Source organism: Streptomyces sp. NPDC040405 (assembly GCF_055595765.1).
This window is the reverse complement of sequence record NZ_JBVIVI010000012.1, coordinates 82536-107861: the sequence shown is the minus strand read 5'-3', so window position 1 is coordinate 107861 and position 25326 is coordinate 82536. Positions and strand designations below refer to the sequence as shown.

22 protein-coding genes are annotated in these 25326 nt (G+C 71.6%); 14 read left to right on the top strand and 8 right to left on the bottom strand.

Features of this window, described 5'->3' with window-relative positions; genetic code table 11:
- The first annotated feature begins 74 nt into the window (after positions 1-74).
- From ACZ59A_RS36570 to ACZ59A_RS36550, 5 genes are all read left to right on the top strand, one after another.
- On the top strand, positions 75-1598 hold the full coding sequence (locus tag ACZ59A_RS36570) for a rhamnulokinase (RefSeq protein WP_470967907.1): 1524 nt from the start codon (positions 75-77) through the stop codon (positions 1596-1598).
- A complete protein-coding gene (locus ACZ59A_RS36565) occupies positions 1589-2341 on the top strand; it encodes a (Fe-S)-binding protein (RefSeq protein ID WP_470968138.1) in 753 nt (250 codons plus the stop codon). The genes ACZ59A_RS36570 and ACZ59A_RS36565 overlap by 10 nt, the downstream gene beginning before the upstream one ends.
- A 29-nt stretch (positions 2342-2370) precedes the next feature.
- On the top strand, positions 2371-3846 hold the full coding sequence (locus tag ACZ59A_RS36560) for a lactate utilization protein B (RefSeq protein ID WP_470968135.1): 1476 nt from the start codon (positions 2371-2373) through the stop codon (positions 3844-3846).
- Positions 3843-4499, top strand: a complete 657-nt coding sequence (locus ACZ59A_RS36555) for a LutC/YkgG family protein (protein ID WP_470967905.1) — start codon at positions 3843-3845, stop codon at positions 4497-4499. Before ACZ59A_RS36560 ends, ACZ59A_RS36555 begins: the two co-directional genes overlap by 4 nt.
- A 108-nt stretch (positions 4500-4607) precedes the next feature.
- On the top strand, positions 4608-5381 hold the full coding sequence (locus ACZ59A_RS36550) for a haloacid dehalogenase-like hydrolase (RefSeq protein WP_470967902.1): 774 nt from the start codon (positions 4608-4610) through the stop codon (positions 5379-5381).
- A 4-nt stretch (positions 5382-5385) separates the two neighbouring features.
- On the opposite strand, the gene ACZ59A_RS36545 is transcribed toward ACZ59A_RS36550, so the two are convergent.
- Together ACZ59A_RS36545 and ACZ59A_RS36540 are read right to left on the bottom strand one after the other, a co-directional pair.
- Positions 5386-6270: an aminoglycoside phosphotransferase family protein gene (locus tag ACZ59A_RS36545; RefSeq protein WP_470967899.1), complete on the bottom strand. Its 885-nt coding sequence runs from the start codon at positions 6268-6270 to the stop codon at positions 5386-5388.
- On the bottom strand, positions 6267-7493 hold the full coding sequence (locus ACZ59A_RS36540; protein ID WP_470967896.1) for an MFS transporter: 1227 nt from the start codon (positions 7491-7493) through the stop codon (positions 6267-6269). Before ACZ59A_RS36540 ends, ACZ59A_RS36545 begins: the two co-directional genes overlap by 4 nt.
- A 72-nt stretch (positions 7494-7565) precedes the next feature.
- On the opposite strand from ACZ59A_RS36540, the gene ACZ59A_RS36535 reads away from it, so the two are divergent.
- The 8 genes from ACZ59A_RS36535 (at position 7566) to ACZ59A_RS36500 (ending at position 18072) form a co-directional block, all read left to right on the top strand.
- Complete coding sequence (locus tag ACZ59A_RS36535) at positions 7566-8324, top strand: DeoR/GlpR family DNA-binding transcription regulator (RefSeq protein WP_470967894.1); 759 nt, start codon at positions 7566-7568, stop codon at positions 8322-8324.
- A gap of 190 nt (positions 8325-8514) precedes the next feature.
- Positions 8515-8706: a hypothetical protein gene (locus ACZ59A_RS36530; RefSeq protein ID WP_470967892.1), complete on the top strand. Its 192-nt coding sequence runs from the start codon at positions 8515-8517 to the stop codon at positions 8704-8706.
- 39 nt (positions 8707-8745) lie between these two features.
- A complete protein-coding gene (locus tag ACZ59A_RS36525) occupies positions 8746-10347 on the top strand; it encodes a penicillin-binding transpeptidase domain-containing protein (protein WP_470967889.1) in 1602 nt (533 codons plus the stop codon).
- Positions 10348-10530: 183 nt separating this feature from the next.
- The gene (locus ACZ59A_RS36520; RefSeq protein WP_470967887.1) at positions 10531-11778 is read left to right on the top strand and encodes an ROK family protein; all 1248 of its coding nucleotides are present in this window, start codon (positions 10531-10533) and stop codon (positions 11776-11778) included.
- A 232-nt stretch (positions 11779-12010) separates the two neighbouring features.
- Positions 12011-13267 (top strand): ABC transporter substrate-binding protein, encoded by a 1257-nt coding sequence (locus tag ACZ59A_RS36515; RefSeq protein WP_470967884.1) that lies wholly within the window; start codon positions 12011-12013, stop codon positions 13265-13267.
- 20 nt (positions 13268-13287) lie between these two features.
- Complete coding sequence (locus tag ACZ59A_RS36510; protein ID WP_470967882.1) at positions 13288-14271, top strand: carbohydrate ABC transporter permease; 984 nt, start codon at positions 13288-13290, stop codon at positions 14269-14271.
- Complete coding sequence (locus ACZ59A_RS36505) at positions 14268-15128, top strand: carbohydrate ABC transporter permease (RefSeq protein ID WP_468046743.1); 861 nt, start codon at positions 14268-14270, stop codon at positions 15126-15128. The genes ACZ59A_RS36510 and ACZ59A_RS36505 overlap by 4 nt, the downstream gene beginning before the upstream one ends.
- A 13-nt stretch (positions 15129-15141) precedes the next feature.
- Positions 15142-18072 carry a glycoside hydrolase family 2 TIM barrel-domain containing protein gene (locus ACZ59A_RS36500; protein ID WP_470967879.1) on the top strand — a complete coding sequence of 977 codons (2931 nt, stop codon included), beginning with the start codon at positions 15142-15144 and terminating at the stop codon, positions 18070-18072.
- A gap of 21 nt (positions 18073-18093) precedes the next feature.
- Here the strand turns inward: ACZ59A_RS36500 and ACZ59A_RS36495 are convergent, their stop codons facing one another.
- From ACZ59A_RS36495 to ACZ59A_RS36480, 4 genes are read right to left on the bottom strand one after another with little or no spacing between them, the layout of a single operon-like run.
- Complete coding sequence (locus ACZ59A_RS36495; RefSeq protein ID WP_468046739.1) at positions 18094-18864, bottom strand: amino acid ABC transporter ATP-binding protein; 771 nt, start codon at positions 18862-18864, stop codon at positions 18094-18096.
- Positions 18864-19514, bottom strand: coding sequence for an amino acid ABC transporter permease (locus tag ACZ59A_RS36490; protein ID WP_470967876.1), 651 nt, complete (start codon positions 19512-19514; stop codon positions 18864-18866). Before ACZ59A_RS36490 ends, ACZ59A_RS36495 begins: the two co-directional genes overlap by 1 nt.
- Entirely contained in the window at positions 19514-20254 is a 741-nt protein-coding gene (locus ACZ59A_RS36485) for an amino acid ABC transporter permease (RefSeq protein ID WP_470967873.1), read from the bottom strand. The genes ACZ59A_RS36490 and ACZ59A_RS36485 overlap by 1 nt, the downstream gene beginning before the upstream one ends.
- Positions 20255-20303: 49 nt before the next feature.
- The gene (locus ACZ59A_RS36480; RefSeq protein ID WP_470967871.1) at positions 20304-21113 is read right to left on the bottom strand and encodes an ABC transporter substrate-binding protein; all 810 of its coding nucleotides are present in this window, start codon (positions 21111-21113) and stop codon (positions 20304-20306) included.
- Between the two features lie 247 nt (positions 21114-21360).
- Here ACZ59A_RS36480 and ACZ59A_RS36475 point away from each other — a divergent pair, with 247 nt between their 5' ends.
- Positions 21361-22203, top strand: a complete 843-nt coding sequence (locus tag ACZ59A_RS36475; RefSeq protein WP_470967869.1) for an IclR family transcriptional regulator — start codon at positions 21361-21363, stop codon at positions 22201-22203.
- Positions 22204-22210: 7 nt separating this feature from the next.
- On the opposite strand, the gene ACZ59A_RS36470 is transcribed toward ACZ59A_RS36475, so the two are convergent.
- Both ACZ59A_RS36470 and ACZ59A_RS36465 read right to left on the bottom strand, forming a co-directional pair.
- A complete protein-coding gene (locus ACZ59A_RS36470) occupies positions 22211-24148 on the bottom strand; it encodes a DUF2264 domain-containing protein (RefSeq protein ID WP_470967866.1) in 1938 nt (645 codons plus the stop codon).
- Positions 24145-25206, bottom strand: a complete 1062-nt coding sequence (locus tag ACZ59A_RS36465) for a rhamnogalacturonan acetylesterase (protein ID WP_470967863.1) — start codon at positions 25204-25206, stop codon at positions 24145-24147. The genes ACZ59A_RS36470 and ACZ59A_RS36465 overlap by 4 nt, the downstream gene beginning before the upstream one ends.
- Between the last annotated feature and the right edge of the window lie 120 nt (positions 25207-25326).

The window sequence follows — 25326 nt, the reverse complement described above, 5'->3', positions numbered from 1 at the left end:
GCGCGCGCGAGGGGGTCGGGGGCGCAGGCCCCGCCCCGCAACCACATGACCGCCCCACCCACCACGAGGTCAACGTGCCGCCACCCACAGAACACCGCTTCGCCGCCGTAGACCTCGGTGCGTCCAGCGGCCGCGTCATGGTCGGCCAGGTCACCCCGGACACCCTGACGCTCCACGAGGTGCACCGCTTCGCCAACGACCCGGTCCGCCTCAACGGCACCCTGCACTGGAACATCCTGTCCCTCTACCAGGGCGTCCTGAACGGCCTCAAAGCAGCAGCGCACACCGCCACCACCCCCCTGACCAGCATCGGTATCGACACCTGGGCCGTCGACTACGGCCTCCTCGACGCCACCGGCGCGCTCCTCGCCAACCCCGTCCACTACCGCGACACCCGCACCGCCACCGCCGCGGACACGGTCTCGGCGGCGATCCCGCCCCCCGCCCTGTACGCGGCCACCGGCCTGCAGCACCTCCCCTTCAACACGATCTACCAGCTCATCGCCGCCCGGGGCACCCCCGCCCTGGCCGCCGCCCACCGTCTGCTCCTGATCCCCGACCTCATCTCGTACTGGCTGACGGGCGAGGCGGGCACCGAGCTGACGAACGCGTCGACCACCCAGCTCATCGACCCGCGCACCCGCACCTGGTCCACCCACGTCGCGGACACCCTGGGCATCGACCTGTCCCTCTTCCCGCCCCTGCGGAACCCCGGCACCCCCGCCGGACACCTCCTCCCGGACGTCCTCGCCGCAACCGGCCTCCGCCACCACACCCCCCTGACGGCGGTCGGCTCGCACGACACCGCCTCCGCCGTCGTCGGGGTCCCCGCCACGAGCCCCCGCTTCGCGTACATCGCCACCGGCACCTGGTCGCTGGCCGGGCTGGAGCTGGACGCGCCGGTGCTCACCGAGGCGAGCCGACGGGCGAACTTCACCAATGAGCTGGGCGTGGACGGCACGGTGCGCTATCTGCGCAACATCATGGGCCTGTGGATGCTCCAGGAATGCCTGCGCACCTGGGAAAACACCGGCAGAGAGCATCACCTCCCCGCTCTCCTCAAGGCGGCGGCCGAGGCCACCCCCTTGCGCTCCGTCGTGGACGCGGGCGACCCCGCGTTCATCGCGCCCGGCGACATGCCCGACCGCATCGCCGCCGCCTGCCACCGCACCGGCCAGCCAGCACCCCGTACCCCCGCCGAGGCGACCCGCTGTGTGCTGGACTCCCTCGCCCTGGCGCACCGCCGCGCGATCGAGGACGCGGTCCGGCTGTCCGGCCGTACGGTCGACACCGTGCACATCGTCGGCGGTGGCGCGCACAACACGCTGCTGTGCCAGCTCACCGCCGACGCCTGCGGCCTCCCGGTGGTCGCGGGCCCGGCCGAGGCGGCGGCCCTCGGGAACATCCTGGTGCAGGCGCGTACGGCCGGAACGATCAGCGGCGGGCTGTCCGACGTGCGCGCACTTCTTCACAGCACCCAGCCACTGAGGCAGTATGAGCCCAGGGGTGATCATTCGGCGTGGGACAGGGCAGCCTCCCGCCTGGAAGGCGCACAGGTCACCGAGACCGAGGCAGCCGAGGAGGAATGGTGCGGGTAGCGCTCTTCATCACCTGCGTCAACGACACGCTCTATCCGCGCACCGGCCAGGCCGTGGTCACCCTGCTGGAGCGGCTGGGCGTGGAGGTGGACTTCCCGCCCGAACAGAGCTGCTGCGGCCAGCCGCAGTTCAATACCGGCTACCGCCATGACACGGAACCCCTCCTCCGCCGCTACGCCACCGCGTTCCGGGACTACGACTACATCGTCACGCCCTCCGGATCGTGTGCCGCGATGGTGCGCGACAACTATCCGAGGATGGGTGCGAAGGCCGCCGCCGAGGGCCGCGGCCAGGACCTGACCGACCTGGCGGCCACGGTCGTCCCCAAAACCTACGAACTCACCGAGTTCCTGACCGACGTCCTCAAAGTCACCGACGTGGGCGCGTACTACCCCCACACCGTGACGTACCACCCCACCTGCCACGGGCTGCGGATGCTCCACCTCGGCGACCGGCCGCGCGCGCTGCTCACCGCGGTCGAGGGGCTGGACCTGGTGGAGCTGGAGGGCGCGGAGGAGTGCTGCGGTTTCGGTGGCACGTTCGCGGTCAAGAACGCGGCGGTGTCGGCGGCGATGGGCGCGGACAAGGCACGCAACATCACGGCGACCGGCGCCGAGGCGGTCTGCACGGTCGACAATTCCTGCCAGATGCACATCGGCGGCACGCTCGCCCGCCAGGGTTCGACGGTCCGCCCTGTGCACATCGCCGAGATCCTGGCCAGCACGGAAGGGGACGTCTGGTGAGCGGAACCCACGAAGCCACCTATCTGGGGATGCCCGCCTTCCCGGCGGCGGCCGACGCCTCCACCCGTAACACCCAGCTGCGCGCAAACCTGCGCCACGCCACGCACACCATCCGCGCGAAGCGCGCCACGGCCGTGTCCGAGCTGGACGACTGGCAGCAGCTGCGCGCCGCGGGCGCGGCCATCAAGGACCGTACGCTGCGCCACCTCGACCACTATCTGGAGCAGCTGGAGAGCACGGTCACGGCGGCCGGTGGCCAGGTGCACTGGGCGGCGGACGCGGACGAGGCGAACCGCATCGTCACCGAGCTGGTACGGGCCACGGGCGAGCGCGAGGTCGTCAAGGTCAAGTCGATGGCGACGCAGGAGATCGGGCTGAACGGCGCCCTCGCCACCGCCGGGATCACGGCGTACGAAACCGATCTCGCCGAGCTGATCGTGCAGCTCGGCGACGACCTCCCGTCCCACATCCTGGTCCCGGCGATCCACCGCAACCGCGGCGAGATCCGCGACATCTTCACGGAGCGGATGGCCGGGTGGGGCCGCCCGGCCCCGGAGGGGCTGACCGACGCGCCCGCCGATCTGGCCGAGGCGGCGCGCCTCCACCTCCGCGAGAAGTTCCTGAACGCCAAGGTGGGCATCTCCGGCGCCAACTTCATGATCGCGGAGACCGGCACCCTGGTCGTCGTCGAGTCCGAGGGCAACGGCCGGATGTGTCTGACCCTCCCCGAGACGCTGATCTCCGTCGTCGGCATCGAGAAGGTGGTCCCCACCTTCCAGGACCTGGAGGTGTTCCTCCAGCTCCTCCCCCGCTCCTCGACCGCGGAGCGGATGAACCCGTACACCTCCACCTGGACCGGCACCACGGACGGCGACGGCCCGCGCACCTTCCACCTCGTCCTGCTGGACAACGGCCGCACCGACACCCTCGCGGACACCGTGGGCCGCCAGGCGCTGCGCTGCATCCGCTGTTCGGCGTGTCTGAACGTGTGCCCGGTGTACGAGCGGGCGGGCGGCCATGCGTACGGCTCGGCGTACCCCGGCCCGATCGGCGCCATCCTCACCCCGCAACTGCGCGGCACCCAGAGCGAGTTGGACGCCTCGCTGCCGTACGCCTCCTCGCTGTGCGGCGCGTGTTACGAGGTGTGCCCGGTGGCCATCGACATCCCCGAGATCCTGGTCCATCTGCGCGAGCGCGTGGTCGAGGGCGGTCCCGTCTCCGTCCGTGGCACCCGTACGCTCATCAAGCCCGCCAAGGGCCACGCCGCGGAGCGGGCCGCCATGCGGGCCGCGGGCTGGGCCCTCGACCACCCCGGCGTGCTGCGCACCGGCCAGCGCCTGGCCGCCCGCACCCGCCGCTTCCACCCGCGCCGCCTGCCCGGGCCGGGGCGGGCGTGGAGCGACACCCGGGAGCTGCCGAAGGTACCGGCGGAGTCGTTCCGCGACTGGTGGCAACGCACGCGGGGCTCGTCGCCTGCTGACCACGACCCGAGGAAGACCTCATGAGCGCCCCGACCGGCTCCCGAGCCCTGGTGATGGCCCGTATCCGCCGCGCCCTGGCGGATGTCCCGCGCGCCGAGACGCCGCCCGAGGTCGCGGTCGACCGTACGTACCACCGCGTACACGGCGACCGCACCACCGCCCAGACCGTCGACCTGCTCGCCGAGAACCTCGCCGACTACCGCGCGATCGTCCACCGCACCACGGCCTCCACCCTGCCCAGCCTGATCGCGGACTTGCTCACCGCACGCGGCGCGACGAGCGTCGTCGCCCCGTCCGGCCTCCCCGCCGAATGGCTGTCGGCGACGGACGTCGTACGGCTGACGGACTCCCCCGACCAGACCCCCCACGACCTGGACGACGTGTCCAGCGTGGTCACCGCCTGCGCGGTGGCCATCGCCGAAACCGGCACCATCGTCCTGAACGCCGACACCGACCAGGGCCGCCGCCGCATCTCCCTCGTCCCCGACCACCACATCTGCGTGATCCGCGTCCCGGCCCAGGTCGTGGACTCGGTCCCCCAAGCCCTCGAACGCCTCGACCCGGCAAGCCCGTTGACGTGGATCTCGGGCCCGTCGGCGACGAGCGACATCGAGCTGGACCGCGTGGAAGGCGTCCACGGCCCCCGCACCCTGGAAGTCATCCTCGCAGCGGACTGAGACCCTCGCCACGAATTCGAACACCCTGCCTACCCTTCGTCGCTCCCGGTGACCGGGTGTCGTACGGTGCTGGTTGGATAAAGCCGTGTCGATCGGGGAGGGCGAGCGGTGAGCGGTGGCGAGGGCGGCACCAAGGGTGGCAACGCGGACCTGGCCGCTGTCGCCATGCCTGCCGACCGCGCCCCCGAGCCCGCCCTGATCCTCTGGGACGTGGACCAGACGTTGGTGAGTATCAAGGGCGGGGTGAGCCGCAGCCTCTATGAGCGGGCCTTCGAGAAGGTGGTGGGCAAGCCACTCGGAGAACTGGCGGACATGGCGGGGCGTACGGAGCAGTCCATCATGGTGGAGACGCTGCGTCTCAACGGCATCGACGAGCCGGAAGAGCTGTTCGGCGACTTCTATGCCGCACTGACGGCGGCAGCCGAAGAGCTGAAGGGGCGCATGCGGGAGGTCGGCGTCGTACTGCCGGGGGCCCGGGAGGCCATCGCGGCGTGCGCCGGGCGGCGCGCCGTGCAATCGGCGGTTACCGGCAATCTTCGCCCCGTCGCCGTCACCAAGCTGGCCGCGCTCGGGCTGGGCGGCGGGTTCGACTTCGAGGTCGGCGGCTACGGCGACGACGGGAACGATCGGGCCGACCTCGTGCGTCGGGCGCGCAAGCGAGCGTCCGAGAAGTACGGGCACGGCTTCGACGGCAAGCGGACCGTGGTCATCGGCGATACGCCGCACGATGTGCGCGGTGCCCTCGATGCCGACGCCTTGGCCGTGGGTGTCGCCAGCGGGCGTAGCTCCGCCACGGAACTACAGGGAGCCGGGGCGCACATCGTGTTGGCGACGCTCAGCGACTTCACCGGCCGCTGTGGGGAAGCCCTCGGCTGGGGGTAGCGGCTCAGCCCCCCTCCAGCACCGCCCGGATCACGTGGCGGGCGTTGCGCGCCATCGCCGGGTTCGTGTTCCGGTGGTCCGGTAGGGCGATCAGGGCCTGGGAGAGGGTGCGGGCGCGGCCGCGGGTCCAGGTCTCGTCGTCTACGGCTAGCGCGTCGCGGAAGGCATCCCGAGCAGAGGCAGGCAGGAGACCCCAGGCCGGGAACAGGTCGCAGGCCGGATCGCCCACCCCCATGCAGCCGAAGTCGATCACCGAGGTGAGTCGGCCCCCGGCGTCCACCAGCAGATTGCCCGGCATGAGGTCAGCGTGCAGCCATACCGGCGGGCCGGGCCAGTCCGGGGTCCGCAGGGCGTCGTCCCATACGGCGAGGGCTGCGTCGCAGTCGACGCCCTCCTCCGGGATGGCCCGCAGTTGCTCGATCGCGCCCCGGGTCGACGCGTCGAGCGAAGTGAGTGGACCACCCCGGTAGGCCTTCGGGGCGTCCGGCAGGGACACATCGCGCATCGCCGCCACGAACTCGGCCAGGTCCTTGGCCAGGAGGATGGGTTCGGTCAGAGCGCCCTCCTCGGGGTTCTGCCCCGTCAGCCACCGGTGCACCGACCACGGCCACGGGTAGCCCTCGGCGGGCTCCCCGGTTCCGAGCACCTCGGGGATGAGCGTGGGCAGGTGGGGCGCGAGGCGGGGCAGCCACGTCCGCTCCGTCGTGACGTCCGAGGCTCCGCCCGCGACCAGCGGAAGCCGTACGGCCATGGCATCGCCCAGCCGGTACACGCCGTTGACGGTGCCGCCGGACGGGAACCGTTCGACGTCCAGCCCCGCCCATTGCGGGAATTGTCCGGCGATCAGCCGTCGTACGAGGGTGCCGTCGATAAGGGGCGCTGGGGTCATGGGGCCTCATCCGACCGTTGGACGGCGGCGGGGGCAAGCGGTTTTCCGGGCTGCGGTTCCGGCGCCGGGGGCCGCAGGATGCCCGCCGCGCACGCGGCGATGGCGCAGAAGGCGACGGGGAGGAAGAAGGTCAGGTTCAGTGGTACGAGGTGGGTCAGGGGGCCGATGACGGCGGGGCCCGCGAGCATGCCGAGGTAGCCGAGGCCCGCGACGCGGGAGACGTTGGCGCCGGCGGCGGCCTGGTCGGTGTGGCCCGCGGCGCTGAAGAGCTGGGGGACGCAGCCGGAGAGTCCGGCGCCGAACACGGTCCAGCCGAGCAGGGCCAGGGGGATCCAGGGCGAGAGCGCGGCCACGGTCATGCCGAGGGCGGCGGCGGAGGCGCCGTAGCGGAGGATGGCCACCGGGCCGACCCGGGCGGCCACGCGGTCGGCGAGCAGGCGGCCGGCCGTCATGGCGGTGGCGAAGGCCCCGAAGGCGAGGGCGGCGGTGGCGGCGGGGGCGTCCAGGACGTTGCGCAGGTGGAGCACGCTCCAGTCGTTGGCCACGCCCTCGCACAGCATGATCATCAGCGCCAGGGCGGCCAGCGCCCAGATGCGGCGGGGCGTCCGGTACCGGGTCTTCACCACAGCGACATCGGGGCCCGGGGCGGGGGCGGGGGCGGGCCGTAGCAGCGCGGGGGACGCCGCCGCGGCCACGGCGAGGCCGAGGGCCGCCGCCGCGGTGAGGGTCGCCGCGGGGCTCCAGCCCCAGGCGAGCGTACGGGCGCCGACGAGCGAGGCGAGGACACCGCCGAGCGAGTACGTGGCGTGGAAGGCGGACATGACCGGCCGCCCGTAGCCGTGTTCGACCTGGACGGCGTGGGCGTTCATGCTGACGTCCAGACAGCCGTTGCCCACTCCGAGCACCAGGAGCGCCGCCCCCAGCGTCCAGACGTTCGTGGCCAGGCCCGGCAGGATCAGGGTGGCGCCGCACAGTGCCGCGCCGACCGGTACGACGACGCGGGCGCCGAAGCGGTCGGTGAGGGGACCGGCGATCTGCATGGCCACGAAGGCTCCCGCGCCGAGGAGGAGCAGGAGCCAGCCGAATACGGCGTGGCCGGTCCCGGCGCGGTGCTCGATGCCGGGGATGTGGACGATCCACATCCCCATGAGGAAGCCGTTCAGGGCGAAGTAGGTGAAGGTGGCCACCCGGGCGGCCCGCAGCGAACTCTCCGTGCACTCCATGCCATGAGCGTAGCGAACAACTATCGTGTTCATAAAGTTGCCTTTCGAACATCACGAGTGTTCAATACCGTCATGGCAGGCACAGATCGACTGAGGCAGATCACCGAGGCCGTACGGAGCGCGGGCCGCGTCGGGGTCGCGGAACTGGCCGCGCTCACCGGCGCTTCGGAGATGACCATCCGGCGCGACCTGGAGGTGCTGGCCGGGCAGGGCGTCCTGGAGCGCTACCGGGGAGGGGCGCGGAGCCTGCTGCTGCGCGGCGAGGAGCCGCCGTTCGCCCTGCGCGCCCAGGAGGGGCAGGAGGCCAAGCGGCGCATCGCCGCGGCGGTCGCCGGGCTGATCGCGGACGGGGAATCCGTCGTCCTCGACAGCGGCACCACCTGCCTGGAGGTGGCCCGGGCGCTGGAGGGCCGTCGGCTGACCGTGATGCCGCTGTCCCTGCCCGCCGTGAACGCACTGTCCGGGGCCCCGCGGGTGACGCTGCTGGTGCCCGGCGGGCGGCCCCGGCAGGGCGAGCTGGCACTGACCGGCCCGCTGACCTTGGCGTCGCTGGCCGCGCTGCGCTTCGACACCGCGGTCATCGGCTGCTGCGGGCTCAACTCCGCGGACGGGCTGACCGCTTACGACATGGACGACGCGGCCGTGAAGCGCGCCGCCATCGCCTCGTCCCGCCGCGTGATCGCCGCCGCGGAGGCCGCCAAACTCGCCCGCACCGCCCTGGCGTTCGTCACCGCCGCCTCCGCCCTGGACGCCGTCGTGACGGACGACACCGCGGCGGACGAGGAGACGGACCGGCTGACCGCCGCCGGGGTGGTCGTACGGAAGGTCTGACGCGATGCTCGCCGAAACGCCGCTGGTCAGCGCCCGCAAGGGACACGGCGGGGTCGGGGCATATGCCGGGCGGGGCGGCGAGGGAACACCCGTGCGGCCGATGCGTTGTTCCTCACATACCGGCGGTAACAGCCCAGTTGAGAGGTTTAGGCCACAGCGCTTGTCAGTGGCTGCCCCTACTCTATTGGTCATGCGTCCGACTCCTACTCCCCAGAGCCCTGCCTTACTGACCACCTCCACCGACCAGGCCAACGAGGCGATCCGCGTGTTTCTGCGGGCCCGGGCCGGGCGGCCTCTGCGGCCTGCCGAGCGGGCGGAGTACGGGAGGCTGCTCGGGGTGTACACGCGGGCGCTGCGCGGTGAGATGGAGCAGGCGGCCTGAGAAGCGGGGCGCCGACCACACCTGGGGGCGGGTCACGCCATGCGTGCAGCGGGGAGAGTCGTACTCGGTACGGCGTTAGCGGGGTTCATCGGAGTTGCGGGGATCGGGGGGTACAACCTCTACACGGGGTTGACCGGCGGCAGTGGACCGTCGGTTCCGGACGGCGCGGTGACGCCCTCCGACGTCAAGGACACGGCGCGGGAGTTCCTGGCCGCGTGGGCGGATCAGAACGACCTGAGGGCCGCCGCGTTCACCAACGACGCCCAGAGCGCGACCACCGCGCTGAGCCGCTACCGCGAGGACGGCCGGGTGGAGAAGGTGACGCTCACGGCGGGCAAGGCCGACAGCAGCACGGTGCCGTTCCGGGTAGAGGCGGAGATCGCCTATCAGGGAAAGCGCTCGACCTGGACGTACGACTCGAAGCTGACCATCGTGCGGGGCCGGACGACGGGGAAGCCGCTGGTGGACTGGAAGCCCGCGGTCATCCATCCCGAACTGGCAGCCGGTGAAACGTTACAGACGGGCATGGCGGACGATCAGCCGGTCCGGGTGCTGGACCGGAGCGGCCAGGTGCTGAAGCAGGGCCGCTATCCGTCCCTCGACCCGGTGCTGGACGCGCTGCGGGCGAGATACGGCGACAAGGCCGGTGGCGCGTCCCGGGTCGAGGTGGCGGCGGTCAAGTCCGACGGCACGGCCGGGGCGACGCTGCATGTGGTGACGAAGGGCAAGCCCGGGAGCGTGCGCACGACGCTCGATCAGAAGGCGCAGCGGCGCGCGGAGTCGGCCGTGAGCGGGCGGAAGGGGGCGTCCGTGGTGGCGCTCAAGCCCAGCACCGGGGAGATCCTCGCGGTGGCCAACGCGGACAAGGCCGAGTTCAACGCGGCGTTACAGGGACAGACGGCGCCCGGGTCCACGTTCAAGATCATCACGGCCGCCACGCTGCTGGAGTCGGGCAAGGTGACGCCCGCCCAGCGGGTACCGTGCCCGAAGACGGCGGCGTACGCGCAGGGCATGACGTTCCACAACGTCGAGGACAGCGAGAACCCGAGCGCCACCTTCGCGCAGGACTTCGCGGCCTCCTGCAACACCGCGTTCGTCTCGCTCGCGGGTTCCATACCCGACGGCGGGATCGCGGACGAGGCGCGGGCGGTGTTCGGCATCGGGCTGGACTGGCAGGTGGGTGTCACGACGTTCGACGGCTCGGTGCCGACGGAGGGCGGGGACGGCAAGGCCGCGGCGGTCATCGGGCAGGGCACGGTGCAGATGAATCCGCTCACGATGGCGTCGGTGGCGGCCACCGTGCGGACGGGCACGTTCCAACAGCCGGTGCTGGTACCGCGGTCGATGGACGACCGTAGCCTCGCCACCGGCGAGCGCGGCCTGAGCCCGGCGGCGGCGCAGCAGCTCAAGGGCATGATGCGGCTGACGGCGACGAGCGGCACGGCGGCGAGGGCGATGGCGGGCCTCGGCGGCGACATCGGCGCCAAGACCGGCTCGGCCGAGATCGACGGCCAAGCCACGACCAACGCCTGGTTCACGGCCTACCGGGACGACATGGCCGCGGCGGCCGTGGTCACGGCGGGCGGACACGGGGGCGACGCCGCCGGGCCCGTCGTACGGCAGGTGCTCGAGGCCCGCTAGAGTTGCCGCCCCCGCCCGGCCCCCGCCTAGCCCCCGCCCGGGCTCCCGGCTCCGGCGGTTCACCACGTCACCTTTCACCTCTGACGGTTCGTACAAGGGTTGTGCGAAGGGGTTGTCCATGGTCCGGCGCACGCTCTAGCCTGGCGCGGCATCAGCCGAGAGAGCCACGGAGGGGATTCCGGCGTGAAGCGCACGTCCCGCGACATCCGCACCGCCAACCGCTACGGGGTGCTGCGCCACATCGTCGCCGAATCCCCGGTGTCCCGGCAGGAGGTCGCCGCGGCGACCGGGCTGAGCCTGGCCACGGTCGCCAACCTCGTCGGCGAGCTGCTGGAGCTGGGCATGCTGGTCGAGGTCGGGTACGAGGACTCCGACGGCGGCCGGCCGCGCGGCCTGGTCGCCGTCAACTCCTCCGGGGGCGCGCTGATCGGGGTGGACGTCGCGGAGACGTACATCCATGTCGAGCTGTTCGACCTCGCGCTGACCGTGCTCGCCCGCGCCGACGAGGAGTTGCGCCCGGAGCGCCCCGAGGAGAACGACCCGACCAAGGTGGTGGCGCACATCGCCGCCGCCGTGGCGTCCGTGGTCGGGCAGGCGGAGATCGCGCCCGACCGGGTGCTGGGCGTCGGCGTCAGCATGCCCGGGCAGGTGGACCGGGAGGGCGGGGTGTCGGTCTTCGCGCCCAACTGGGACTGGCACGACGTACCGCTGCTGCGGATGCTGGCCGATCACATCCCGTACCGCCTGTACCTCGACAACCCGCTGCGCGCGTGCACCGTGGCCGAGCAGTGGTTCGGCGCGGCGCGCGGGCGGGGCGACGCGGTGGTGGTGAACCTCGGTACGGGCGTGGGCGCCGGGCTCGCGCTCGGCGGGACGCTGCACCGCGGGGTCAGCAACAGCGCCGGGGAGTGGGGGCACACCACCCTCATCCTGGACGGGCGGCAGTGCCACTGCGGCAACCGGGGCTGTGTGGAGACGTACGTCGGCGCGCCCGGCATCATGCGGAATCTGCGCGAACTGAGCCCGGACAGCCCGCTGCTGCACCCGGACGACCAGACGGCGACCATCGAGGCCCTGGGGCGGGGGCTGGCGGCCGGGGACCCGGTGGCCGTACGGGCGGTCCGCGACACCGCCCGCTATCTCGGGGCGGGCCTCGCCGACCTGGTCAATCTGCTCAACCCGGAAGTGATCGTGCTCAGCAGCTGGGTCGCGGCCGCGCTGGGCGAAGGACTGCTGGCCGAGGTGCGCGAGGCGGTGGCCGGGCGGGCGCTGGGCCGTCCGCTGGCGAGCACCGAGATCGTGCTGTGCCCGATCCCGTCGAACCCCGTGAGCCTCGGGGCGGCGACCTTCGTGCTGGAGGGGTCGCTGACGTCCGCCGGGCTGAAGCACCGCCGCGCGGCGACCGCGAGGACCCGCGGCACCCCTTCGTAAACGGCGGCACCGGGGGCGTGGGAGCGATCCCACACCCCGTTTCGTTCGAACGCTCGAACCGCCCCAAAACTCCCGCCGGGCACTTCGTCCAACCCCTTGCCGAAGTCTTCGTCTATGGCTAACGTCCCGCTGCACCAACGCACTTGGCCGTGCGCCTGATCGTGAACCTGATCGTGTACCGAGACCGTCGCACCGTGATCGTGAACCGAGACAAGGACGCCAGATGTCGGCAATGAACAGAGCCAGGGACGCCAGGGACTGGGACCGCCGCAGCGTGCTGCGCGCCGTCGGCGGGGTGGCCGCCCTGGGCGGGCTCGCCGCCTGCGGTTCGAACACCGGCCGCGCCAGCGGCGGTGGCAAGTCGATCAAGCAGATGTACCACGCCTACGGAGAGCAGGGCACCCAGCAGGCCGCCAAGAAGTTCGCCGACGCGTACGACAAGGCGAAGGTCACCATCGAATGGGTGCCGGGCGAGTACGAATCCAAGCTGGCGACCTCCCTGCTGGGTTCGGGCCGCCCCGATGTCTTCGAATACCACCCCGATCTGCAATTGGTGCGCTCGAAGCAGATCGTCCCGCTCGACGACATCATCGCCGACGTCAAGGACGACTTCCTGCCGGAGGACCTCACGGCGAATTCCGTGGACGGAAAGATCTACGGAATCCGCATGATCGACGACCCGCAGTTCTTCTTCTACCGCAAGTCCCTCTTCGAAGACGCCGGGGTCAAGCCGCCGACCACGTTCGACGAACTGATCGACGCCGCCCATAAGCTGACCAAGGGCAAGGTCAAGGGGCTGTACATCGGCCAGAACCTGAAGACCATCAGCAAGCCGCTCGTCTGGTCCAACGGCACCCATTACCTCACCGAGGACCACAAGATCGCCTACCACACGGACGAGCTGGAGCAGACCCTCACCAAGGCGCGGGAGCTGTACCAGAGCAAGTCGCTGCTGCTGGGCGCGCCGACCGAGACCTGGGACCCGACCAGCTTCGTCCAGGGGCTGTGCGCGATCCAGTGGTGCGGCATATGGGCGATACCGGCGATCCAGAAGGCGTTCGGCGACGACTTCGGCATCTTCCCCTTCCCCAAGTCCGGGAAGAAGGGCCGCCCGGTGGTCTACAACGGCGGCTGGTCCACCTACGTCTCCGCCAAGGCCAAGGACGTCGACGGGGCCAAGGAATTCGTCAAGTGGCTGTGGATCGAACAGAAGAAGTACCAGCAGGAATGGGCGCTGGACTACGGGTTCCACATTCCCGCGCGCAAGAGCATCGCCGCCGGGGCGGACAAGCTCAAGGACGGGGTCGCCGCCGAGGCCGTCGAGCTGTTCAACAGCCACGGCATCTTCGACGACCCGTACTGGACCGAGGGCATGTTCAACATCGTGCTCGACGCGGTGGTCAACTCGGTGCGCGACAGCAAGAATCCGGCGGCCGAACTCGACAAGGCCGATAAGAAGATCGAGCGCGAGCTGAAGAAGCTCGGTTAGGCCGCGGCCGGAACTCTGACATGGCGACCACCACACCCACCCAGAGCGCCGCCCCCGGCCGCACGCCCCGCAAGGCGGCCCCGGCCGGGCGACGGCTGCGCGGACTCGGCGGCAGCCGCGGCCGCGCCCTCAACTTCTGGCTGTTCACCGGCCCGTTCCTGATCGGGCTGATCGTCTTCGTCTACGTACCGATCGGCTGGAGCCTCTGGCTGAGCCTGTACAACGCGAAGGGCACCGTCGCGCCCACCGAGTTCGTCGGGCTCGGCAACTACGCCGACATGCTCGGCGACGGCGACTTCGTGGACAGCCTGATCAACTTCACGGTCTTCGCCGCGATCATCGTCCCGATCACCTACGCGCTCTCCCTCGCCCTCGCGCTGCTGGTACACCGCATCCGCTTCATGAAGGCGTTCTTCCGCTCGGTGTTCTTCCTGCCGACCGCGTGCAGCTTCGTCGTGGCCTCGCTGGTCTGGAAGATGTCGATGTTCAACGGGCTGCACTACGGCATGGTCAACACCGTGCTGGGGTGGTTCGGCGTCGACTCCGTCGCCTGGCTCGCCTCGCCCCATCCGCCCTGGTACTGGCTGGTGATCTGCACCGCCCGGCTGTGGCTCCAGTGCGGGTTCTACATGATCCTGTTCCTGGCCGCGCTCCAGAACATCCCGCGCGAGCTGTACGAGGCGGCGGCCGTCGACGGCGCCAAGTCCGGGTGGCAGACGTTCCGCCACATCACCCTGCCGCAGCTGCGCGCCACCTCGGTGGCGGTCGTCCTGCTGCTGCTCATCGCCGCCTACCAGGCGTTCGACGAGTTCTACAACATCCTGGACGAGGGCCGCGCCACCTGGGGCCGCCCGCCGCTGGTCGAGCTGTACCTCCAGGCGCTCGGCGCCAACCAGGACTACGGGCACGCCAGCGCGGGCGCCCTCATCCTCGCCCTGCTGATCGCCATGGTCACCCTGGTGCAGGGCAAGCTCCTCGGCCTCGGAAGGGGTGACGACAAGTGACCCTCACGGCACCGGTCAAGAAGCGCACCCCGCGCTCCGTCATGAGCAGCACCGGGCTCTATCTCGCGCTCGGCGTGGCGACGCTGCTGTTCCTCGTCCCGTTCTATCTGATCATCCGCAACGCCCTGTCGACCGACCCGGACATCACCGGCGAGGACTGGAAGTTCCTGCCCGGCGATCTCCAGTGGGGGAACGTCAAGGAGCTGTTCGACGACCCGTCCGTACCGTTCGCCCGGGCGCTGTGGAACTCCACCGTGGTGGCCGTGCTGCACACGCTGGGCACGCTGCTGGTGTGCTCGCTGGCCGGATACGGGCTGGCCCGCATCCCGTACAAGCACGCCAACAAGGTGCTGTACACGGTCCTGTTCACGCTCATGGTCCCGGCGGCGGTGACCTTCGTACCGAGCTATGTCCTGGTCTCGTCCCTCGGCTGGGTCTCCTCGCTGCGCGGTCTGATCATCCCCGGCCTGTTCAGCGGCTTCACCGCGTTCCTCTTCCGCCAGTACTTCCTGGGGTTCCCCAAGGAGCTGGAGGAGGCGGCCCGGGTCGACGGGCTGGGCTACTGGGGCGCGTACTGGCGCATCGTCGTGCCCAACTCGCTCAACTTCTTCGCCGCCATCTCGGTGATCACCTTCATCAGCGGCTGGAACGCCTTCCTGTGGCCCCTGGTGATCGGTCAGGATCAGAGCTCGTGGACCGTGCAGGTCGCGCTGTCCTCGTACATGACCGCACAGACGATCAACATCCACCTGATCTTCATGGCAACTGCCGTATCGATCCTGCCACTTGTGCTCGTCTTCGTGTTTCTCCAGCGCTGGCTCGTGCAGGGTGTGGCACAGACCGGTATCAAGGGCTGACCGAGGAGAGTCGATGAACTCGCGCGCGCACACACCGCCGCTTCCCTACTACGAGGACGTCTCCCCCGGCACCGGATGCCTGCCGCCGCGCGCCTGGGCCCCCGGCTCCGGCGCCGCCCGGCTGAGCCTCGTCGGCACCTGGGCGTTCCGGCTGTCGCCGACCGCGGCCACCGAGGACGACTCCTTCGCCCGACCGGGCTACGACGCGTCCGGCTGGGACGAGATCCCGGTGCCCGCGCACTGGGTGCTGCACGGCCACGGCGCGCCGATCTACACCAATGTGAACTATCCGTTCCCGGTCGACCCGCCGAGGGTGCCCACCGAGAACCCGACCGGTGACCATCTGCGCGTCTTCGATCTGCCCGGCGACTGGCCGGACGGCGGGGACGCGGTGCTGCGCTTCGAGGGCGTCGAGTCCTGCGCCCGGGTCTGGCTCAACGGGGAGGAGCTGGGCACGTTCAAGGGCAGCCGGCTGCCGCACGAGTTCGCGGTCGGAAGTCTGCTGAAGCCGTCGGGGAACACGCTGGCGGTGCGCGTGCACCAGTGGTCCTCCGGCAGCTATCTGGAGGACCAGGACCAGTGGTGGCTGCCGGGGATCTTCCGCGAGGTGACGCTGCTGCACCGCCCCGCGGGCGCCGTGGCCGACTTCTTCGTGCACGCCTCGTACGACCATCTCGGCGGCGCGGGCACGCTGCGGGTCGACGCCGAGCCGGGCGGCGGCCGGGTCACCGTGCCCGAGCTGGGGCTCGACCTGGCCACCGGGGAGAGCGCCACCGTCGCCGTCGAGCCGTGGACGGCGGAGACGCCACGGCTGTACGAGGGCACGCTGACCACCGCGGGCGAGACCATCGCCCTGCGGATCGGCTTCCGTACGGTCCTGGTCGAGGACGGGGTGTTCAAGGTCAATGGCCAGCGGGTGCTGTTCCGGGGCGTCAACCGGCATGAGTTCCACCCGGAGACCGGCCGCGCGCTGGACGCGGCGACCATGCGCCGCGATCTGGAGCTGATGAAGCGGCACAACATCAACGCCGTGCGCACCAGCCACTATCCGCCGCACCCCGCCTTCCTCGACCTGTGCGACGAGCTGGGGCTGTGGGTCATCGACGAATGCGACCTGGAGACCCATGGCTTCGTCGACCTCGACTGGCGGAACAACCCGGTCGACGACGACCGCTGGACCCCCGCGCTGATCGACCGCGCCGCGCGGATGGTCGAGCGCGACAAGAACCACCCGTCCATCGTGATGTGGTCGCTGGGCAACGAGTGCGGCACCGGCCGCGGGCTGTCCGCGATGGCCGGCTGGATCCGGGAGCGCGACGCCTCCCGGGTGATCCACTACGAGGGCGATCTGTCCTGTGCCGACACCGGGATCTACTCCCGGATGTACGCGCCGCACGAGGAGGTCGCGCGGATCGGCACCCGTGACGAGGCGCCGTGGGGCGACGCCGCGCTGGACGCGCGGCGCCGGACCCTGCCGTTCATCCAGTGCGAGTACGCGCACGCCATGGGCAACGGACCGGGCGGACTGAGCGAATACCAGCGGCTGTTCGAGGCGCATGAGCGGCTGCAGGGCGGGTTCGTATGGGAGTGGATCGACCACGGCTTCGCCCGGCACACGCCGAACGGCACGCTCTACTACGCGTACGGCGGGGACTTCGGCGAGGAGCTGCACGACGGCAACTTCGTCTGCGACGGACTCCTCTTCCCCGACCGCACTCCGTCCCCGGGGCTGATCGAGTACAAGAAGGTCATCGAGCCGGTGCGGATCGAGGGCGACGGGGCTTCGGGGACGGTCCGGATCACCAACGGCCACGACTTCACCGATCTGTCCCATCTCGCCTTCACCTGGGCCTACGAGGCCGAGGGCGTGGTGGTCGGCTCCGGCGGGCTGACGGTCCCGCCGCTGGCCCCCGGCGAGTCCGCCGACCTCAAGCTGCCCGCGCCCACGGCCACCGCGCCGGGCGACGAGACCCACTGGACGATCGAGGCGCGGCTCGCCGCCGCCACGGCGTGGGGCGAGGCGGGGCATCCGGTGGCCTGGGCCCAGCTGCCCGGCGTGGCGGCCGCACCCGCCGCCGCACCCGGCGCTCGTGCGGCGACGGTGGCGCCGCGCCGCGACGGGGGCCGGATCGCCCTCGGCCCGGGCACCTTCGACGCCGCCACCGGCACCCTGACCGCGCTCGGCGGGCTTGCGCTCACCGGCCCCCGGCTCGACATCTGGCGCGCCCCCACCGACAACGACAACGGCGCGTCCTGGCAGCCCGACGAGCGCTACGGGCTGATCTGGCGGGAACTGGGCCTGCACCGGCTCCGGCACCGGGTCGACGCGGTCGAGCTCGCGGACCGGGAGCTGACCGTCCGTACCCGGGTCGCCCCCGCGGCGACCGACATCGGGCTGACGGCGGTCTACCGCTGGACCGCGGAGGGGGACCGGCTGCGGCTGGGCGTCTCCGTCACCCCGCTCGGGACGTGGACCTGCCCGCTGCCCCGGCTGGGCGTACGGCTCGGGGTACCGGCCGGGCTGGGCGCCGCGGAGTGGTTCGGCGGCGGTCCCGGCGAGGCGTACCCGGACACCCGGGCCGCCTCCCGGCTGGGGCGCTGGGCGCTGTCGGTGGACGCGCTGCAGACGCCGTACGTGCGGCCGCAGGAGAACGGGGCGCGGGCCGATGTGCGCTGGGCGCAGCTGACCTCCCCGGACGGCACGGGCCTGGGGATCGAGGGCCACCCGCCGTTCTGGTTCACGGCCCGCCGCTGGACCACGGAGCAGCTGGACGCGGCCGAGCACACCCCGGATCTGGCCGCGTCGCCCGACACGGTGTGGGTGAACCTCGACCATGGCCAGCAGGGCATCGGCAGCCAGTCCTGCGGGCCGGGGGTGCTGGAGCCGCACCGGCTGCTCGCGGCCCCGGCGGAGTTCTCGTTCAGCTTCACCGCGCTGGGCTGATCCGGCGGCCCCCGGCCGGGGTCAGGTGTCCAGCACCCGGTGCAGGAACTGCTGGGTACGGGCCTCGGCCGGGCTGCCGAAGACGCGCTCGGGCGTGCCCTGTTCGAGGACGACACCGCCGTCCATGAAGACCACGTGGTCGGCGGTGTCCCGGGCGAACCGCATCTCGTGGGTGACGACCACCATGGTCATGCCCTCGTCGGCCAGGGACCGCATGACGCCGGTGACCTCGCCGACCAGCTCCGGGTCGAGGGCGGAGGTGGGTTCGTCGAAGAACATGACCGCGGGGTCCATGGCGAGCGCGCGGGCGATGGCCACACGCTGCTGCTGACCGCCGGACAGCTGGGCCGGGTAGGCGTCCGCCTTGTCGGCGAGCCCGACCCGGGCCAGCACCTCCCGGCCCCGCTCGTCGGCCGCCTTACGACTGATCTTGCGCACCTTCAGCAGGGCGAGGGTCACATTGCCCAGCGCGGTGCGGTGCGGGAACAGGTTGAACTGCTGGAAGACCATGCCGACGTGGCCGAAGATCTCGGGAGCGCGCCTGCGGTCGTGCAGCGGGACTCCGTTGACCCAGACCTCGCCGCGGTCGGCGCGTTCCAGGTCGCACATGATCCGCAGCAGGGTGCTCTTGCCGGAGCCGCTGGCCCCGATGAGCACGACGACCTCACCGGCGCCGACCTCGATGTCGACGCCCTTGAGGACCTCCAGGTCGCCGAAGCGCTTGTGCACGCCGGACAGGGCGACCTGGGCGGTGGTGGCCGCGGGCCGTTCCTCGGGGGATTTGGTGATCATCAGGCGGTCACGGCCTTTCTCTCCATGCGCCGGACGACGACCGACAGCGGGGAACAGATGACGAAGTACAGGACGGCGATGGCCAGGTACGCCATGCCCGGGTGCCCGTCCCGGTCCACGATGGCCTGGCCCTCGCGGAGCAGTTCGGCGTAGCCGATGACGACGGCGATCGAGGTGTCCTTGACGAGCGAGAGGTACTGGCCCACCAGCGGGGGCAGCACGATGGCCCGGGTCTGGGGCAGGATCACCGCCCCGAAGGTCTGGATCCGGCTCAGGCCCAGGACCCGCGCCGCCTCCCACTGGCCGCGCGGTACGGCTTCGATGCCGGAGCGGAAGATCTCCGCGACGTAGGCGCCCTGGAAGAGGGTGAGCGCGAGGAGGGCGGCGCCGAAGACGGAGATGTTCCCGATGCCGAGGTAGGCGGCGCCGAAGTAGATGAAGAGCATCTGCACCAGCAGCGGGGTGCCCCGGAAGATCTCCAAATAGATGCGGGCGAGCTGGGCCAGGACGGGGATCCGGCTGGTGCGGATGGCCGCGATGACCAGGCCGAGCAGCGTGCAGGCGGCGATGGCCGCGGCGGACAGCCCGACGGTGGACCACAGCCCGGAGGCGTACAGGTCCCGGTTGGACCACAGGACCGACCAGTCCATCACGCCTCCTTGCGGATCGGAACGAGACGGCGGGCCGCGGTCCGCAGACCCGCCAGGACCGACTGGTGGGGGCGGATCGGGCGCAGCGGCGGTTTGAAGGCCGCGCGGCCGATCAGCTCCGCCACCAGCACGACCACGTTGGTGAGCACCAGGTAGAGCACCGCGGCGATGCCGAACACCTGGATGGTGAGCAGATTGCGGGAGTTGATCACCATGGCGGTGCCGGTGAGTTCGGGGACGGAGATGGCCGAGAGCAGCGACGAGCCCAGGATGATCTGGACGAGCTGGTTGATCACGGCCGGGTAGACGTTGCGCAGCGCCTGCGGGAGCACGACGTGCGTGAAGGTCCGGAAGGGGCTGAGGGCGAGCACCCGGGACGCCTCGCGCTGGCCGCGCGGGACGGCCTGGATACCGGCCCGGAAGATCTCGGTGAGGTACGCGCCGACGTTGACGCCGAGCGCCGCGATGCCCGCCTGTACGGGGCTGAGCCGCAGCCCGGCCGAGGGCAGGGCGAAGTAGGCGACGAACATCTGGAGCAGCACCGGGGTGTTGCGGATGACCTCGACGTACACGGCGGCCGGGGCGCGGACGAGGGCGTGGCGCGACCGGCGGGCGAGGGCGCCGAGCAGCCCGAGGGCGCAGGCGAGGACGAAGGCGGCGAGGGACAGCTTCAGGGTCAGCCAGGCCGCGCCGAGGTAGGTGGGCCAGTCCTGGAGTGCGTACGTCCAGTCGGCGAACATGGGGTTCCTCCACGGGGGCGGCGGCCGGGGGGCCGCCGCCCGGCAGGGCTCAGTAGGACGGGTTCAGCGGGTAGACGGGCTTGACGCCGAACCACTTCTTGTAGAGGGCCGCGCTCTGGCCGGAGGTGTTGAACTCACGCAGCCAGGTGTTGATCCACTGCAACCAGTCGGGGTCGCCCTGGCCCACCCCGATCGCGTTGTACTCCAGCGGTACGACGGAGTCCTTGGTGACCTTGAGGGAGGGGTCGAGCTTGGCCTGGTAGTTGAGGAAGTTGGAGTCCTCGACCATGGCGTCGGCCTGGCCCTGCTTGACCGCGAGCACGGCGGCCGCCGAGGTGTCGTACTCCTGGATCCGCGCCTTCGGGTTGCCGTCCTTCACGGCCGCGCCGTTGGTGGAGCCCTTGGTGACGGCCACCTTCTTGCCAGAGAGGTCCTTGAGGCTCGCGATGTCGCTGGACTTCTTCACCATCAGCACCTCACCGGCGACGATGTACGGATCGCTGAAGGCGACCTGCTTGGCGCGCTCGGCGGTGGTGGTGAAGTTGCAGACCACGGCGTCGACCTTGTGCGTGCGCAGATTGGGGATGCGGTTCGCGGAGGTGGTGTCGACGATCTTCGCCTTGACGCCCAGCGCCTTGGCCATGGCCTTGGCGACATCGACGTCGAAGCCCTGGGGCTTGTTGGCCTTGTCCGTCGAGCCGAAGGGCGGGAACGTCAGACAGCTGGCCACCCGCAGCGTGCCGCTGCGGGTCACCTTCTGGAGGGTGGAATTCTTCGACTGCGAGGCCGGGCTCTGGCTGGCGGAGCAGGCGGCGAGCAGGGAGGTGGCGGCGAGGGCGCTGACGGATATCGCGGCCATTCTGCGGGCATGAAGGCGTCGTCGTCCCATGGCGGGACTCCCTTCGGGGGTGAGAAAGAGCGAGACAGATCATCGAGGCCGCGATCGGCGATGACCGTCGGGCTCTGGGGATTCTGCAATGCAGAATCGAATTCCGTATTGAGTGCGCACAAGCTAACCGAGCCGGTCAAGGCCGTCAATGGTTGATTTCGAATTCCGGCATCCGATGCTGCTATGCAAAAACGTGGAGGTCGGCTACCTTCCCGGCATGACATCTCGGCCGGACACCGCCCCCGGCGGCCAGGACGACCGCCCCGCCGGGACCGGCCCTGGGCGCAACACCTCGTCGTCGCTGCGCCGGGCGCTGTCCATCGTGATGTTCCTGGCCGAGGACCGCGGGCATCCGCGCGGCGCGACCCTCACCGACCTGGCCGGGGGCCTGGGGCTGAGCAAGAGCACCGTCCTGCGGCTGCTGGCACCGCTGCGCGAGGTGCGCCTGGTGGACCAGGACGCCGAGAGCGGGCGCTATCGGCTCGGTCCGCAGAACGCGTTCCTCGGCCAAGTCTATTTGGAGCGGCTCGACTTCCGCGAAGCCGCCGCCCCGCATCTGCATGAACTCGTCGACGGCATAGGGGAAACGGTCCACTTGGTGGTCTTCGATCCACCGGAGATCGTCTATATCGACAAGGTCGAAAGCCCCCAGCCGGTGCGCATGCATTCACGCATCGGCAGCCGCCAGCCCGCGTATTGCACCGCCGTCGGAAAAGCCTTTCTCGCCTACGCGTCCCCCGCCGTGGTGGACCAGGTGATCGCGCGGGGCATGCCGCCCCGCACCCCCGCCACCCTCACCACCGCCGAGCGGCTGCGCGCCGAGCTGGGCGCCATACGGGAGCGGGGGTACGCGATCGACGACGTGGAGAACGAGGAGGAGATCCGCTGCGTCGCGGCGCCGGTCTTCGACCACAGCGGGGCGGTCGCCACCGCGATCAGCGTCTCCGGTCCCGCCTCCCGCGTCACCCGGGACCGGGTCGCCGAAATCGGCGAGAGCCTCCTCGCCTCGACCCGGGCCCTGTCCGAACGCCTCGGCGGCACGCTGCCGCCCGCCCCGTAGCCGTGGGTCAGCTCCGGCCGGCCGGCGCGGGGATCGACGGGTCGACCCGTACCTCCTCCGCCGACAGACGGGCACGGTAGGCGGCGCCGTCCCACCAGGCGACCCGGACCTCGTAGCCCCCGGCGGCGGGCGCCACGTCCACGCGGGCCAGCGTCTTGAGCGGGGGCGGATCCGGTTCGGCCGTCAGCCGGGCCAGGCAGACGAACAGGTCACCGGCGGCGCAGCCGGTGGTCTCGCCGGTGAGGGCGGGGGCGACGGCACGGCCGGTGAAGGCCGTGTCGGCGGCGGGCAGCGGATCCGCGGTCAGCAGGCCGTGCAGCGGGAGGAGTTCGGAGCACGGTCCGTCGTCCGGGGACGCCGCCCAGCCTGTCTGGCGTACGGCGTGGCCCGGGGCCGCGCCCGCCACCAGATGGACGCGGATCTCCGCGGCGCCGTGCGCCAGCACCAGGCCGGTGATCCGGACCTCGTCCGGCCGCTCCTCCCCCACCACCCGGGCGCGATGGCGGGAGGCGGCCCAGCCCTCACCCGCGCCCAGGGGCTCCAGGTGGGTCCGCAGGGAGACGCGGTCGCCGCTCAGCAGGCCGAAGTGGTTGTCGGGCGCGGCACCGTAGGGGACGGGGCCGGTGGCCGTGGAGTAGGCGAGCCGGGCGTAGTACGGGTCGTCCTGGTCGGGGTCGCCGGGCGGCGGAAGGTGTTCGCTGCCGTGGTTGTGGAGGCGTACGAGGCCGTCGGCCGCGGTGGACTGGAGCAGCCAGTTCGGTCCGGACACCGCGCGGACGACGTCGCCGTCGGCGGTGGCGGGCCCCGGCTCCTCGCGCGCCGTCCACACCGCGTGGTCGTCCGGGAGCAGCAGCCCGAGGAAGCCCTTGGCGGCCCAATAGGGGGACGCGGGGCCGGAGTAGGGCTGCGCCAGGCCCTCGTACCGGCCGTGCCAGCCCGGCGACAGCAGCCCGCTGCCGGATGCCGCGCCCCGGTCGAGGAAGTAGCGCAGGGCGCCGGAGGCGAGGCGGCGGGTGGTGCCGGGGGCGAGCGGGGTGTGCCCGGTGAGGGCCCCGAGCCACAGCGGGGCGGCGGCGGCGAACCGGTAGATGAGCGAGCGGCCCTGGTGGAGCGGGGCGCCGTCGCCGCCGAAGAGATGGGCGTAGTCGGCGAGATGGGCGGCCAGCCGCTGCCCGTAGCGGGCGAGCCGTTCGGCGCCGCCGGACAGCCATGCCTCCAGGGCGGGATAGAGGTGCAGGGCCCAGCCGTTGTAGTAGTCGAAGGCGCGGTTGGCGCCGTCGCTGTACCAGCCGTCGCCCGTGTACCAGGGCTCGATGCGCTCCAGGCCCCGGGATACGGCGGCGCGGGCGGCCTCCGGTGTCACGTCGGCCTCGGCGAGGAAGCCGCCGACGGCCACCGGGAACAGCTCCCAGTTGGTGGGCACGGGGGTGGCGGTGAGCGCGTCCGTGAGCCAGGCGCCGACGCGCTGGCGTACGCCGTCGTCCAGCCGGTCCCACAGCCAGGGGCGGGTGATCCGCAGCCCGAGCGCGATCGAGGCCGATTCGACCAGGGGCTGGCTCCGGTCGGCGATCCGGGGCCAGTCCTCGGGGCCGTCACCGCCGGGCCGCCGGGTGCCGGTGGCGAAGCCGTCCGCGTACCGCTCCAGCAGGCCGTGCGGGTCGGCGCCGCGCGCGCCCGCGACGCGGAACGCGGCCAGCAGGAAGGTGCGGGCGAATCCTTCGAGTCCATCGGAGCGGGCGCCCGACCAGCTCGGCCGGAGGCCCGGCAGCTGGTAGAGGGCCCGGCCGGGGGTGGCGTACGGGGTGACGGCGGCGAGCAGCCCGTCGGCGGCGGCCTCCCAGTGGGCGCGGGTCCAGCCGGTGTACGGGCTGGTGGCGCGGTCCTCGGCGGGCAGCGGGAAGGGGAGAGCCCCCTGGGGCCCCTGGGGTTCTTGGAGGTACGTCACCGGATCACCCCGCCGGGGACCAGACGCTGGGCGCGCAGCTCGCCGAGCACGAGCCGGGCGAACTCGGTGGCGCCCTGGGCGGAGGTGTGGGTGTTGTCCCGGGCCTCGTTGTAGAGGTAGAGCGCCTTGGAGTCCTCCGGGCCGAGCCGTTCCACCAGCTGCCGGGTGAGGGCGGTGAGGTCGACGAGGGGGACGCGCCGCTCGGCGGCGAGGGCGCGCATCTCGGCGGGCAGGTTCACGCCGAGGCCGTTGATGTGCAGTGCGGTGCCGTTGTCGAGGGTGCCGTCCTCGTTGAACCAGCGGCGCACGATGGGCGTGACGAGGACGGGCTTGCCGCCGCGCGCCCGCACTCCGTCGAGCAGCGTGGTGAGGTTGGCGCGGTAGTCGGCGGCGGTCGTCTGCTTGTCGTTGTGGGCGAACTGGATCAGCACGGTGTCGCCCTTGCGGATCAGTGGCCGCATGGTGGGAAAGAGCCGGGGGTCGGCGAGGAAGGAGCCGGAACCCTCGCCGGAGTCGGCGTAGTTGGCGACCGACAGGCCCTTGCGGAAGAACTGCGGCAGCTGCTGCCCCCAGCCGGTGTACGGGGCGGCGATCTGATCGCAGGCGGTCGAGTCCCCGGCGAGGAAGAGCTGCGTACGGCGGCTCGCGGTGACCTTGAGACCGGCGAGGCGGGGCGCGTCGCCGCCGAAGGAGAGATCGAGCCCGGGGGATCCGCTCGGGCCGGTCGGCTCTCCTTCCGGTTCGCGCACATCGACGGTGAAGGTCCTCGTCAGCCGCTGCCGGGCGGCGGTCGGTGTGGCGGGCAGCAGCGTGCGCCGCGACTCGGCGGTCACGGCGGTGCTGCCCGCGTCGGCACCGCCGAGGACGGCCGTGACGTCGTACGTCCCCGGGGCGACGTCGAAGTGGCAGACGACGGGGGCGGTGCCGGTGCAGTTCCGGAGTCCGTGACCGGGGCGGTCGCCGGGGTGGTGGCCGGAGGGTCCGGCCCACGCCGGGGCGCCGGGCAGCAGGGCGAGGCAGGCGGTGGCGGCCAGCAGTGCGGTACCGGCGCGTCTCATTTCAGGCTCCTCAGCTCGGCGCGTGCGGCGGGCGCCGATGGCGGGGCGTAGGGTCGGGCGGCCCGACCCTACGCCGCTCGGCAAGCGCTTGCTAGAGGTCTCACCAAGGTTTGCCGGGCG